16 protein-coding genes and 1 riboswitch are annotated in these 13,043 nt (G+C 58.4%); of the genes, 1 reads left to right on the plus strand and 15 read right to left on the minus strand.

Annotated features, from left to right (window positions below):
• Positions 1-3 precede the first annotated feature (3 nt).
• The 15 genes from DBY68_RS14920 to DBY68_RS14990 are packed head-to-tail and all read right to left on the minus strand — an operon-like array spanning position 4 to position 11,781.
• The gene (locus DBY68_RS14920; protein WP_108475182.1) at positions 4-681 is read right to left on the minus strand and encodes an energy-coupling factor ABC transporter transmembrane protein; all 678 of its coding nucleotides are present in this window, start codon (positions 679-681) and stop codon (positions 4-6) included.
• Positions 668-949: an energy-coupling factor ABC transporter substrate-binding protein gene (locus DBY68_RS14925; protein ID WP_015963893.1), complete on the minus strand. Its 282-nt coding sequence runs from the start codon at positions 947-949 to the stop codon at positions 668-670. The genes DBY68_RS14920 and DBY68_RS14925 overlap by 14 nt, the downstream gene beginning before the upstream one ends.
• Positions 950-1,687 (minus strand): cobalt ECF transporter S component CbiM, encoded by a 738-nt coding sequence (cbiM, locus tag DBY68_RS14930; RefSeq protein WP_108475181.1) that lies wholly within the window; start codon positions 1,685-1,687, stop codon positions 950-952.
• Positions 1,684-2,397 (minus strand): cobalt-factor II C(20)-methyltransferase, encoded by a 714-nt coding sequence (locus DBY68_RS14935; protein WP_108475180.1) that lies wholly within the window; start codon positions 2,395-2,397, stop codon positions 1,684-1,686. The genes cbiM and DBY68_RS14935 overlap by 4 nt, the downstream gene beginning before the upstream one ends.
• Entirely contained in the window at positions 2,394-3,188 is a 795-nt protein-coding gene (locus DBY68_RS14940) for a sirohydrochlorin cobaltochelatase (protein WP_108475179.1), read from the minus strand. The genes DBY68_RS14935 and DBY68_RS14940 overlap by 4 nt, the downstream gene beginning before the upstream one ends.
• On the minus strand, positions 3,185-3,985 hold the full coding sequence (locus DBY68_RS14945; protein ID WP_108475178.1) for a cobalt-precorrin-6A reductase: 801 nt from the start codon (positions 3,983-3,985) through the stop codon (positions 3,185-3,187). The genes DBY68_RS14940 and DBY68_RS14945 overlap by 4 nt, the downstream gene beginning before the upstream one ends.
• A complete protein-coding gene (locus DBY68_RS14950; protein ID WP_108475177.1) occupies positions 3,982-4,707 on the minus strand; it encodes a precorrin-3B C(17)-methyltransferase in 726 nt (241 codons plus the stop codon). The genes DBY68_RS14945 and DBY68_RS14950 overlap by 4 nt, the downstream gene beginning before the upstream one ends.
• Positions 4,707-5,762 carry a cobalt-precorrin 5A hydrolase gene (gene cbiG, locus DBY68_RS14955; protein ID WP_108475176.1) on the minus strand — a complete coding sequence of 352 codons (1,056 nt, stop codon included), beginning with the start codon at positions 5,760-5,762 and terminating at the stop codon, positions 4,707-4,709. Before cbiG ends, DBY68_RS14950 begins: the two co-directional genes overlap by 1 nt.
• Complete coding sequence (locus DBY68_RS14960; RefSeq protein WP_108475175.1) at positions 5,743-6,516, minus strand: cobalt-precorrin-4 methyltransferase; 774 nt, start codon at positions 6,514-6,516, stop codon at positions 5,743-5,745. The genes cbiG and DBY68_RS14960 overlap by 20 nt, the downstream gene beginning before the upstream one ends.
• Positions 6,509-7,078 (minus strand): decarboxylating cobalt-precorrin-6B (C(15))-methyltransferase, encoded by a 570-nt coding sequence (locus DBY68_RS14965; RefSeq protein WP_108475174.1) that lies wholly within the window; start codon positions 7,076-7,078, stop codon positions 6,509-6,511. Before DBY68_RS14965 ends, DBY68_RS14960 begins: the two co-directional genes overlap by 8 nt.
• Positions 7,068-7,673 (minus strand): cobalt-precorrin-7 (C(5))-methyltransferase, encoded by a 606-nt coding sequence (locus DBY68_RS14970; RefSeq protein ID WP_108475173.1) that lies wholly within the window; start codon positions 7,671-7,673, stop codon positions 7,068-7,070. The genes DBY68_RS14965 and DBY68_RS14970 overlap by 11 nt, the downstream gene beginning before the upstream one ends.
• Positions 7,667-8,806, minus strand: a complete 1,140-nt coding sequence (gene cbiD / locus DBY68_RS14975) for a cobalt-precorrin-5B (C(1))-methyltransferase CbiD (RefSeq protein WP_108475172.1) — start codon at positions 8,804-8,806, stop codon at positions 7,667-7,669. Before cbiD ends, DBY68_RS14970 begins: the two co-directional genes overlap by 7 nt.
• Positions 8,803-9,435 carry a cobalt-precorrin-8 methylmutase gene (locus tag DBY68_RS14980; RefSeq protein WP_108475171.1) on the minus strand — a complete coding sequence of 211 codons (633 nt, stop codon included), beginning with the start codon at positions 9,433-9,435 and terminating at the stop codon, positions 8,803-8,805. Before DBY68_RS14980 ends, cbiD begins: the two co-directional genes overlap by 4 nt.
• Positions 9,436-9,445: 10 nt before the next feature.
• Entirely contained in the window at positions 9,446-10,405 is a 960-nt protein-coding gene (gene cbiB / locus DBY68_RS14985) for an adenosylcobinamide-phosphate synthase CbiB (protein ID WP_108475170.1), read from the minus strand.
• Positions 10,402-11,781, minus strand: a complete 1,380-nt coding sequence (locus DBY68_RS14990) for a cobyrinate a,c-diamide synthase (protein ID WP_108475169.1) — start codon at positions 11,779-11,781, stop codon at positions 10,402-10,404. The genes cbiB and DBY68_RS14990 overlap by 4 nt, the downstream gene beginning before the upstream one ends.
• A gap of 97 nt (positions 11,782-11,878) precedes the next feature.
• Positions 11,879-12,055: riboswitch (cobalamin riboswitch) on the minus strand.
• 115 nt (positions 12,056-12,170) lie between these two features.
• On the opposite strand from DBY68_RS14990, the gene DBY68_RS14995 reads away from it, so the two are divergent.
• On the plus strand, positions 12,171-13,031 hold the full coding sequence (locus DBY68_RS14995) for a GHMP kinase (protein WP_108475168.1): 861 nt from the start codon (positions 12,171-12,173) through the stop codon (positions 13,029-13,031).
• The last annotated feature ends 12 nt before the right edge of the window (positions 13,032-13,043 follow it).

Consider the following 13,043-nt stretch of genomic DNA (forward strand, 5'->3'; position numbering starts at 1 on the left):
CCCCTAAAGGTGAAAATCACCCTGATATAGTTTGATATCCAGCGTCGTCGCCATCTGTTGATAACGCATCAGCACCCTCGTGAACAGCAACCCGACCAGCATCGCCAGCGAGCGATAGCCTTTCGGCAGACTACGATACCCAAAACGCAGCGTCTGTGCGCGATGAATGGCCAGAGCTTCATCTAACAGGATAAAAATGAAGCGCCAGGTCAGCAGAATTTGTTCGGTGATTAAGCGCGGCACCCGCGCGCGCTGTAGCAAAACGATAAGCTGATCGAACGGCAGAGTAAGCACCAACCAGAACGTCGCCGACAACGCGCACAGGCTGCGCCAGAAAGTGTCGTTGGCGGTGATAAGCCCTGAAGACGACATGCCCAGCCAGTAATCGCCAATGGAAATGCCCCACCACAGGCTTTGCGGGTCGCGACCGATACTGAACAAAATCGTCAGCACGCCCACCAGCAAAAACCCCAGCGACAGCGCCATCCAGCGGCACCAGCGCCACAGGGAAATGCGTGCCACAAAGCAGGTTAACGCGGCGGTAAACAGCAGCGTCATCACGCGCCCCATAACGGGCAGCGTAAATGCCAGCACCATCAGCAACAGCCAGAGCAGAAATTTCCACTCCGGCGCGATATGTCGCCAGCGGCTCTGATAACTGATGCGGTCAAGCCCGGTCATCACGACGCTGGCGTCCTTTGGTGTAGCCAAGAATGTAGAAAATCACCGCCGCGCCAATGGAGCCTTGCAGCGTAAACAGTAAACTTTCAATCTCGCCGCTGGCCGGTTCATACAACGGCTGGAACCACGGTTGATAGTCGGGCGCGACCACCTGAATCTGGTTTTCCGCTTCACCGTCCGACCCGCCATATTCGCCGCCGTGATTAATGAAAAACGGCAGGATCACCAGCGCAATTACCATCGCCAATAGAATCAACGTCTTTTTCATTTAATGCCCCTGTACGGAAATCAACTGTCGTTTGGTAAGCTGATCGTAAATCAGCACCGTTAATAACCCTTCAGCAATAGCAATCGGGATCTGCGTCAGGCAGAAGATCCCCATAAATTTGACGATGGAGCCTGTCGCACCGGTTTCAGGATCCGGGAACGCAACGCCCAGCTGTACTGAAGTGACGAAATAGGTCACCAGATCCGCCAGCATGGCGCACAAAAACACGCACACATCGCGACGCAGCCCGGCGCGGCAGGCCATTTTCCACACCAGATACCCAACCACCGGGCCAATGACCGCCATCGACATGCCATTGGCGCCCAGCGTGGTTAACCCGCCGTGGGCCAGTAACAACGCCTGGAACAGCAGGACAATTGCCCCCAAAATCGCCACGACGCCGGGGCCAAACAGAATCACCGCCAGACCGACCCCGGTGGGATGCGAACAGCTTCCGGTGACCGATGGAATTTTCAGCGCGGAGAGCACGAAGATAAACGCCCCACACAACGCCAACAGCACCTTCTGATGGTTATCTTCCGCCACGATACGGCGCAGGCGCACTAAGCCGTACCACAGGCATGGCAGGAACAGCAGCCACCAGGCCAGCGCCCACATCGGCGGTAAAAAACCTTCCATAATGTGCATAGCGAATGCCTGCTCGGGCACTACCATCAGCAGCAGCGCGGCGGCCAGGCCGCTCAGGGAAAGCTGTTTGAGCTGTTTTTCCAGCGTCATTGTGCGGTCCTCCACTGTTTATTGACCAGAATGGTGGAGAAGTACGGCAACGGCTGGTCGTCGCTGACGTCAGCCAGGTTGTGCCAGCACTGCTCATTGGGAAGCGTGGCTTCCGCCATCATCAACGCGCACTCCAGCAGCCCCGCCTGCGCCAGTAGCGCCTTAATGCGGGCGAAGCGGCCATATACTTTCATCAGTACCAGGCTGTCGTGTTGCGCCAGTGCCTGAGCAATATCCGCTTCCGGCGCGGTACAGGCGATCACTGCCATCGACTGCTGCTCCATTGCCAACGGCGTTTTACTGCGGGCGGCGATGGCGGCAAACGACGTCACGCCCGGCACAATCTCCAGCCAGTCTCGATTGCCAATACGGGCCAGCAGAAAGACCCAGGTGCTGAACAGCATCGCGTCTCCCAGCGTGATAAATCCAACCTGTTTGCCAGCTTCCACTTCCTGCACCAGCGCGGCGGCAACCTCGTTCCAGACGGCTTCTTTTTCCGCGCTGTCGGCGTTCATCGGGAAGTGGCAGCAGCGAATTTCCGTCTGCTCGCCGAGATACTCCCGCACAATAGAGAGCGCCAGGCTGTCGCCGCCTTTACGTCCGGCGGGAGCATAGAGAATATCGAGCGAGCCCAGCGTGCGGGCGGCGCGTACGGTAATCAGGTCTGATGCGCCCGGCCCGGTGCTTAGCGCATATAATTTCCCCGTCATGCGGCTTCTCCCAGGGTTTCGTTAAGTGCCTGATGCAGATGCTTCACAAACATCGCCCTTACCTGCGGGTTTTCGCCCAGGCCACACAGCCACGGAGTCGCGGAGATCCCAGCGGCGTTAAATAAGGTTTTCCAGGAGTCGTCTTCCTCAGAAGCCATATCGTTAATCGCATGATCGCCCGCGACCAGCATCAGCGGCATCAGGTGAACGGCGCTTACGCCTTCGCGTTGCATACTGGCAATCAACCCGTCCACTTCCGGGTAGCTTTCAACTGCACCGACCCGCGCAGGAAATTGCTGCGCGGTCATCATATGGTCGAGACAGGCATAGGCGGCAAAGGCATGGTGGCTGGCGCCGTGGCCCATAAAGACCACTTTCTCGTTAGCGGTGAGCGCAGGCATTTGCAGGCGTAGCGCTGACATCAGGTCAACGTAGTCATCGTGGGTGCTCAATAAAGGCGCGCCCAGCGTCAGTCGGGTAAATAGCGGGCGTAAAGACTGTACTTCGTTAGCAATCTTTTCGTATTCATCACCGTTGATAATATGCAGCGATTGAATCGCCACATCCTGATACCCCTGCTCCGCCAGTTTTTGCAGCGCCTGCAACGGGGTATCAATCTCGATACCGTCGCGCTGTTTCAGCTTGCGGATAATCATCCCGGAAGTGAAGGCGCGAAACAGGTCGCGATCCGGGCAACTGGCGGCAAGCTCACGCTCGCAGGCCACGATGTTTTTCTCACGGGTTTCGGGGTAGCTGGTGCCGAAGCTGACGACCAGAAGGGCTTTTTTCATCGATTTTCTCCTTCCGCCGTCGCCAGCCAGCGTGCTAAACGCTGCTGTACATCGGCGCGGTTTTCCAGTAACTCATCTCCCGACACCAGCGGTGCCGGGCGCGTAATGACGATGCAGGGAATGCCTGCATCCAGACAGGGCTGGACTTTTTCCTGGTAACCGCCCTCGGCGCCTGAGGATTTGGTGATCACCACATCAGCGTGGCACTGGCGGTAAAACGCGGCGTTAAACTCCGCGCTGAACGGGCCACAGAGAGCGAAAATCTCGCCCACACCGAAACCCAGTTCGACACACTGGTTTATCACTTCAGGCACCGGTAATACCCGGGCCAGCAGCGTTTTCTCCGGCAGGCCCGCGCGCCATAGCGCTAAATCTTTACTGCCGGTAGTGAGCAATACACGCTCGCCAAAACGGCTGGCCACGTCGCACGCCTGACGAATATCCGGCACAAAATGGAGCAACGGATGGGTGAGATCGCGAAGCTGTTCCGGGCGTTGATAGCGGCTCAGCAAAACACCCGCCGCTTCGCAGGCACGCAGTACGTTACGGCTCACAACGTCGGCGTAAGGATGCGACGCGTCGATCACCCAGCGCGTGTTATTTTCCTTTAACCACGTCACCATCTGCGCCAGCTCCAGCCGTCCGCAGCGCACCTGCCCGCGAATATCGCCCGCCAGTTGCTGCCCGGTTGGCGTGGCGACTGACAGGGTGTAATGCACATTTGCGGCGTCCAGCAACTGGCAAATCATCCGCGCGTCGCTGGTGCCACCGATGACCAACACATTGCCGAAACTCACAGCACGTATCCTCGCGGCGTGATCATCAGCCCATCCTGCACATAGGTGGTTTTATTGCCGACAATCACCAGGCTTGTCATATCCACCGGCGTGAAATCCATCTCGCCAAGCGTGGTCACCCATTTTTCCTCTTTCTTACGCCCGGCAGATTTCACCACCCCCACCGGCGTACTGGCACTTTTACTGCCCGCCAGCAGTTCAAACGCACGCGCCAAATGCCCTTCGCGGCCCCGGCTGCGCGGGTTATAGAAGCAGATAACAAAGTCAGCCTCCCCGGCGGCGATAATGCGTTTTTCAATGACCGGCCACGGCGTCAGCAGGTCGCTCAGGCTAATGTGGCAGAAGTCATGCATCAGCGGTGCGCCCAGCAATGACGCCGCCGCAATGCTGGCGGTCATGCCAGGGATCAGGCGCACTTCCACATCAAGCTTCTGTTTGCTGACCAGCTCCAGGACCAACCCCGCCATGCCGTAAATTCCGGCATCGCCGCTGCTGATAAGCGCCACATTGTGCCCCGCTTGCGCCAGGTCAATGGCGGTCTGGCAACGCTCAATCTCTTTGCACATCCCGGTTTTGATCACCTGCTTTTCACCGGTAAATGCCTTCACCAGGTGGGTGTAGGTTTTGTAGCCGACGATGATTTCTGCGGCCTGCAAGGCTTCCACCGCTTCCATGGTCATCATTGCCTGCGATCCCGGGCCAATTCCAATAACGGTTAACATCAGTGTGCTACTCCCAAAGTGATGGTGACGCCCTGTTCACGCAGGGTCTCTCCTGAGATATTTCCCCTGCTCAGCAACCAGGCCGACGGGCCGGAGACGCTGCCGACGCCCACCGTCTGGCGGACAAAATCAGAGGAGGTAAATCGGTGTTCATGTTCGCGCAACGCCTCTGCACTGAAGGTGTAAAACGGCACGCGGTATGCGCAAGCCAGCGCGTTGAGCGCCGGTTCCTCTTTTTTCAGTGAGATGCTGCCAATCGCCTTTAGCGCCAGCGGGTCAACACCGTACGCCGCCATCTGACGCGCGAAGAGTGTTGCCAGCAGCGCCGAATCGGTGTCGCGACGACAACCAATGCCCGCCACAATGCGCTGCGGCACCAGCTTCCAGTGCGCAATGGCGATGTCGGGAAGCTCGCGCGCCGGCGTAATGCAAACCACCCCGTCCAGCGGCGGCAGCGACTGCAACGTCTCCACGGGGATAAACCCACGCACATCACACTGATTAAGCGCCTCGCGATATTCCGGCTCGCACCACAACCCCACGCGTTTTCCGCTAATCAGCATCTGATTAACCGTTTTTACCGCCGCGCGAAAATCGTTCATGCGCGCATTCAACGCAACGGCCAGCGTGTCGAGTGCAGCCAACTCGTTAACATCGGTTGCAGTGGTAATGACCGGGTCAGCCCCCAGCAAATCCGCTAACTTACGCGTCAGGGCGTTCGCCCCGCCCACATGGCCAGACAGCAGGCTGATCACGTGTTCTCCGCGCTCATCAATGACGATCACTGCCGGATCGCTGAACTTATCTGCGATCGCCGGAGCCAGCACGCGCACGGCAATGCCGGTCGCACCGATAAAAATCAGCGCGGAATCGCGCGCAAACGCCGTCCGTGCCGCGTGGGCAAAACCGCCGTCAAAGGGTAAAAAACCCGGTTCAAGCAATTCGTCGCGGGTAAAGCAGGTCATCGGCAACATAGCCGACAGCCGTTTCGCCAGTTCAACGCCGCCGGGCGTCAGGCAAAACAGCGTGATGGATTCAGGCTTTGCGGTATTCATGGCTAAATTTCGCGTCATAGAGTTTTGAGTAGTGATACTCCTCGCCCAGGAACGCCCCCACGAGGATGAGCGCCGTTTTGCGAATATCCGCTTCGCGCACTTTGTCTGCGATATCCGCCAGCGTACCGCGCACGGTCTGGCTTTCCGGCCAGGTTGCTTTGTAAATCACCGCAACCGGGGTGCTGGCCGGATAACCGCCTTCAATCAAGCGCTCGGCGACGCGATGGATGCGCTGAACCGAAAGATAAATCGCCATCGAGGTCTGATGCTGGGCGAAAGATTCGAGCTGTTCGCGCGCGGGTACCGGGGTACGGCCTTCCAGACGCGTAATAATCAGGCTTTGCGAGACTTCCGGTACCGTATATTCAACGCCGAGTTCCGCCGCCGCGCCAAGAAATGCGCTGACGCCCGGGACAACCTGCCAGGCGATACCACGGCGGGTGAGTTCTTCACCCTGTTCGCGCACCGAACCGTAAAGCGAGACATCGCCCGTTTGCAGGCGCACCACGGTTTTGCCCGCTTTTATGCCCGCTTCCATCACATCAAGAATTTGCGTGAGATGCAGTTCCGCGCTGTCGTAGTACTCCGCTTCCAGCGGGCAGTACTCCAGCAGTTCGGTGTTAATCAATGACCCGGCGTAAATCACCACCTGCGCCTGCTGTAGCAGACGATAGCCTTTGAGGGTAATCAGTTCCCGGTCACCCGGCCCTGCGCCGACGAACCAGACGCAGCGGGGATCCAATGTTTCAGACATGCGCTTCTTCCTTCTGACAGGCAATGACATAGACGGGGTTGTTGGCTTTGAAATAGTGGCCGCTACCGAGCGGGCTCAGGGCGGAAACCTGAATCTGCTGGCAATCCAGCGGAGCAATGCCGCGCTGGTGCAGATGTGCCAGCGCGCTATTGAGGTTTTCCTGCAAAATAAAGGTCATCACCAGACGCCCTGCGGGATGCAGTTGTTCAAGCGCCCAGTCAATCAGCGACGCCAGGTTCCCGCCGCTGCCGCCGATAAAAATAGCGTCGGCTTTTTCGTCCACCACCACAGGCGCATCGGCCTGGATGCGCACAATATTTTCGCAGGCAAAATGGCGGCAGTTTTGCGCCATCAGCGCCAGTGCGGCCGAGTTGCGTTCTATTGCAGTAATTTTTAGCGCCGGGAAGTGAAGCGCCGCTTCAATGGAGACGCTGCCGGTGCCCGCCCCCACATCAATAAAATGACGTGCGTGATGTAAATCCAGTTTCGATAAGGCCAGCGCCCGCACGGCCTCTTTGGTCATCGGCACCTTCTCGCCGCGCAGAAACAGTTCATCTTTCATCGAGGATCACCACCGTGTTCATGCCGTAATCGGCATTGACCTCACTGACGCGCAGCCAGTGGATCTGTTCATTTTCCATCGCCAGATGTTCCCCAATCACCATCCAGCGGTGCCCTTTTCCTCTTGCCACAAGCTGTTGCGCGATGTCGCGAGGGCCACAGCGGCTATCGGTCACCATCGCCACTTTGCGGTGTCGAGCCAGTTCATCAAACGACACATCACGCCCGTGGCTACTGGTGAGCCACATCTCGTTCATATCCACTCCGGCGCGGGCGCACAGATACTGCACCGCGCTGATCCCCGGCACGACACGCACGTTTTCGCGGCCAAAGTGGGCCACCATTCGCGTGCCAATGCCGTAAAAAAGTGGGTCGCCGGAAGCCAGCACCACGATGTTTTTCTGCCAATGCGCGGTAATCCACGCCAGCAACTGCGGGATATCTGCATCCAGCTGGCGCTGCTCGCCCGTGAATGCAGGAAACTGCGCCAGATGGCGTTTTGCCCCAACCAGCACCTGCGCCTGCGCGATAGCCTCGCTTGCCAGCGGTGTGATAAGCGTTAACCCGGCAGGCCCCATGCCTACGACCGTTAGCATTGCAGCGCCTCCACGATCGCTTTGACCGGGCGATTGCTCCCCAGCACCTGGTTGTCAAAGGCAAACATGATGGCGTCGCACACGGGTGGTGTTTTGGTAAAGCGCAGTTTTTGCTGCACCCGCAGGCAAATCCGCTCGGCAAGATGGTTGTAAATGCGTTGATAGCCAAAGGCGTCAATGTGCTCCATCGCCGCCTCGGTGGTATCGCAATCGCTCACCTGCGTCAGCAGTTCCAGCGGCGCGCCAAGCAGCGCCAGATGCGCCACCAGCGTTTCCATCCGCGCATCGGCAATATGGCTGTGGGTATGGAAAATCCCGGCGGCAATTTTGATCAGTTTGCCGGGGTGACCAATCAACACAATGTGCCGGAACCCCAGGCGCACGGCTTCATCCAGCATATAGCCGACAAAGTTGCTCATGGTGACCACCACGTCGCTATCAATGCCAAGTTGTTCGCGGACAAAACGTTCGCCATGATTGCCCGGCACCAGTACCACGCGGCTGAGGCCCGCGGCGCGTTTGATTTCCAGCTCCAGCGACAGCGAACGTTTCCAGCTCTCCTCTGACATTGGCGTGACGATACCGGTCGTGCCAAGAATCGAGATGCCGCCCAGAATGCCGAGCCGGGCGTTGTAGGTTTTCTGCGCCCGCGCTTCGCCTTCCGGCGCAAAAATCTCGACATCTGCGCCGCGCGCCGGGCCAATCGCCTCGCGAACGGCAGCTTCGATGGTCTGACGCGGCGTACGGTTAATCGCCGCGCTGCCGAGCGGCAGGCCCACACCTTTGCGGGTTACGGTGCCCACGCCCTCCCCGCCGCGTAAGACAATTTCGCCGCTGTCGTTGAGCGTCACGCGGGCAAAAATCAGCATGCCGTGCGTGGCGTCGACATCATCACCGCCGTCTTTACGGATCGCCGCCACCGCCTGCTGCCCCTCAATCTGCGACACTTCAACGTTCAGATTGAGCGTCACACCAGAGGGCGTCACGATCGAGACCTGATGAATAATGTGCTGGCGCAGCACCATCAGCGCCGCCACTTTCGCGGCGGCGGTGGCGCAGGAACCGGTGGTATACCCTTTGCGCAGCGGTTTACCGTTGTGCCAGACCGGGGCGTCAAACGCGGCGTCGCTCATTGTGCATCCCGCAGGTGGTAGAGAATGGCGTTCACTATCGCCGCCGCCACGTTGCTGCCGCCCTTACGCCCCAGCGCGGCAATGGCGGGCAGCGCACTATGAGTCAGCGCGTCTTTGGATTCCGCGGCACCGACAAACCCAACCGGCACGCCCACCACGCCGCTCACCGGCACGTTCAGCTCCAGCAGGCGGAACAGCGCGGTCGGCGCATTGCCGAAGACAAAGACTTTCTCCCCCTCTTCGCGCACAGCGATATCCACGGCAGCCATCGAGCGGGTCATGCCCTGCGCGTTGGCTTCGCGCACCACGCGCGGGTCGCTGATGTAGCAGCGACATTCGCCGCCAAAGCTTGCCAGCAGCGGTTTGTTAATCCCCGATAGCGCCATGGTAGTGTCGGTGTAGAGCGTGCAAGGGCGACTCAGGGCTGACGTCAGACGCGCCAGCGCATCCGGGGAAAACCACAGAATATCCAGCCACTCAAAATCAGCGGTGGTGTGGATTACCCGTTTGACGATGGCTTCATGGAGCGGGCTGGCAAACTGATAATCGGGCCGCGTTTCGCGAATAATCTCGCCGATAATGTCAAAACTTTTTGCCTCAATGGCCTGCGGCTGGCGAATGTAATCCATGTGCTACTCCTCAGGCCGCGCCCATCACCAGCCGCCGGGCTGCCATAAACAGCACCAGCGCCAGCGTGGAAGCTACCCACATCAGTCGAATCGTTCGGGAAATATCATCTACGGCGATGTCGCGTTGCTCGTCACCGATCCACGGCTTCTCAACGCGCTCGCCAAAATAGTCATTCGGGCCGCCCAGGCGGATACCCAGCGCCCCGGCGACGGTCGCTTCAGACCATGCGCAGTTGGGGCTGCTGTGGTTATGACGATCGCGCCAGCCAATGCGTAACGCGGCAGCGGCGTTCGCGCGCCAAAGAAGAGCGGCGGCGCTGAGCAGCAACCAGCTCAGGCGCGCGGGAATAAAGTTGGCGACGTCGTCCAGCCGGGCGCTCACCATGCCAATCGCGCGGTATTTTTCATGTTTGTAGCCGACCATGGAATCCAGCGTATTCACCGCTTTATAAGCCATCGCCAGCGGCGCACCGCCAAGCAGCAGAAAGAAGAGCGGAGCGATGACACCATCGACGCTGTTCTCGGCAACGGTTTCGACCACTGCACGGTTGATTTGCGCAGGTTGAAGCTGAGAAGTATCCCGGCCCACAATCCACGACAGTTTTATCCGGCTTTGCGCTAAATCACCCGCGCGTAGCGGCCGCTCAACATCGCGGGCTGCATTCGCCAGGCAGCGCCCGGCCAGTACCGTGAAGATCATCCAAACCTCCACCGTCCAGCCTAGCCACGGATGTAACGCGTAAGCCAGCGCCAGCGCGCCCCAGGCGACAGCCCAGCTCAGGCCGACCACCACCAGCCACATCACACCGCCGCCAATCCGCAACGCGCGGTCACTGTGACAATAGCGGCGCACTGTTTTTTGTACGCGGTTAATGAGCGCGCCCATCCAGCGCACCGGGTGAGGCCAACTTTGCGGATCACCGATAAGCAGGTCGAGGATCCAGGCGATGCACCAGGCAAGCAGAGTCATTGGACGCTCCTTGCGGCATTCAACCAATGCGTGAGCATCATCGGGCGCTGGGCGAAATGAATATGCAGATAGCTGGCGAAGGTGTTAACCACCTGCCAGCCGCCAGACCAGGTTTGCAGGACGTTCCCGTCGCGTACTTTGCGGCAATCCAGCACTGCCGAGATTTCCGGCGTGAAATCGGAGTAGTGAAATTCGTGCCCGCGAAGCCATTCTCCCGCTGCCGCCAGCAGGGTGTTTTCCTGCGCCTGCGCTTCACAGTAGCCAAAGCGCGTCAGCCGTTTGCCCATTTTGCTGTGACCGGGAATGATATTCGCCATCAGATGAGTATCGCCCTGCGCATCTTCCAGCGAAGTGCCCAGATACATCAGGCCGCCGCATTCGGCATAGATTGCCACCCCGCGTGCATGAGCCTTGCGCAACTGATTGAGCATCGGCTGATTGGCTGCCAGCGCCTTCGCGTGCAGCTCCGGATACCCGCCGCCGAGCCAGATCATCTGGCATTCTGGCAGTACGTCATCGTGGAGCGGGCTAAAACGGACAATATCGACGCCTGCACGTTCAAGCAGCGCAATGTTGTCCGGGTAGTAGAAGTTAAAGGCTTCATCATCCGCCAGCGCGAGCGTCAGGCGCTCATCTTCGTCCACTGAGGGCATCGGCGGCCATTCGCCCTGCGGCAGGGTTTTCATCTCGCTCAATGTCAGCAGTTTTTCAATATCGAGCGTGCGCCCCAACGTATCGGCAAAATCTTGCCACGGTTGCTGTTCAACAACCGATTCACGCGCCGTGACCAGACCGAGATGCCGCTCCGGCAAGGCGATACCCGCCACGGTGGGCACATAACCAATGACTGGCACTGCGCAGTAGCGCTCGATGGCGGATTTGAGAAGCTGGAAATGGCTGTCGCTGTTGACGCGATTGACCATCACGCCTGCGATATTCACAGAGGGATCGAAGTGCTGAAAACCCAGTACGGTTGCAGCAATGGAGGTTGAGACCGCTTTGCCGTCCACCAGCAAAATGACCGGACAGCCGAGCTGTTTTGCCATCGCAGCGGTGCTGCATTGATTGGGGTCGATACCGAGGCCATCGTACAGCCCCATCACGCCTTCAATCACCGCGATATCGGCATGCTGCATGTGTTGGTTAAACAAGGCGTTCAGCGCGGGGGCAGGGATCATAAAACTGTCGAGATTACGCGACGCCACGCCGGAAATTGCCGTATGCCAGCCAGTATCGAGATAATCAGGCCCCACTTTCCACGGCTGCACCCGCCAGCCGCGCTGTTTCAGCACATTCAACAAGCCAAGCGTTACCGTGGTTTTACCACAGCCGCTGCCGGTGCCTGCCAGAATAAATGCGTGATGCTTTGCCGCCATGCCCTGATCCTGCTCAGGGTGGTAAGGGTACGTCGAGATGCGCGTGTTCCCGGTCTTGCGACCGCACGCTTCTGAGCAACCCACTTCCCACCGAAGTTGTTGAGATGTACCGACAGGCAGGTCTTCTGGCTTAGCGTCGTCCTCCCCCGTCCTTCCCAATCTTGCGATCAGTGGTGTTTACGGGTTCGTCAGCATTACAGCAGCGGGGGCTGCGAGGGATTTACACCCTCTTCCCTGACACATAACGTGTCTGACCTGTCGGCTTAATGTCGGAGTCAGTGTAGCGCTCATACTCCGTTGCCTTTTTGCGCTAAAACAATCTATTGCGCCGCAATGATTTATTCAATTTATAATATCAGCCTGGAAAATAAGGCAAATTAGGTGACAGCGTGGCCGTTGCACAATGCCCTGCATCCTGCGGGGAACTGATTCAGGGCTGGATCCTGGGCAGTGAGAAATTGATTTCCTGCCCGGTTGGGCTTTACAGCACCGTGGAAGTAAGAACCGGTAAACCGGCTGACAATGAACGTCCGCTGACGCGCGAAATGGTCAATCAGTTGCTGGCACTGTGGGAATTCCCGGTGGAGTGGAGCCAGCAGTTGCGCATTAATCTGCACTCCCCCATACCGGTTGCCAAAGGAATGGCCAGCAGTACTGCCGATATCGCCGCCACTGCCGTCGCCACCGCACGCTATTTTGATAAAACATTGACTGAACAGGCGCTGGCACAGCTTTGCGTTAACCTTGAGCCCACCGATAGCACGCCTTTTCGCCAGATGACGCTGTTCGATCATAATCAGGGCCATGCGCTAACGGTCGGTTCAGAGCAACCAGAGCTTGATATTCTGGTACTGGAAAGCCCACTCACGCTGCAAACCGCAGACTATCATCGTCTCGACAGACAAGCGGCCCTCCTTGCCGGCGCGCCACAGTTAGCGCAAGCCTGGCAAAAAGCTCGTCAGGCGTGTGAAACAGGCTGTGCCAGACTACTCGGAGAAGCCGCGACGCTCAGCGCTATCGCCAGCCAGCAAATTCTGCCGAAACCGGGTTTTCAGCGCGTACTGGATATTGTGGAGCGTTTTGCATTGTATGGCGTGAGCATCGCACACAGCGGGAGCGTGATGGGGTTAATGCTCGACAGGACGAAACACGATGTTGAGGCCGTGATGGCGGAACTGGAAAGGGACGATGGTAATGTTTTGTGGCCGCAAAAATATGTGCTGCCCATGGTGGAAGGCGGCGTCAGATAGTATTCAGGCGGC

It is taken from the genome of Pseudocitrobacter sp. RIT415 (genome assembly GCF_003057695.2).
Lineage (GTDB): Bacteria > Pseudomonadota > Gammaproteobacteria > Enterobacterales > Enterobacteriaceae > Pseudocitrobacter > Pseudocitrobacter faecalis.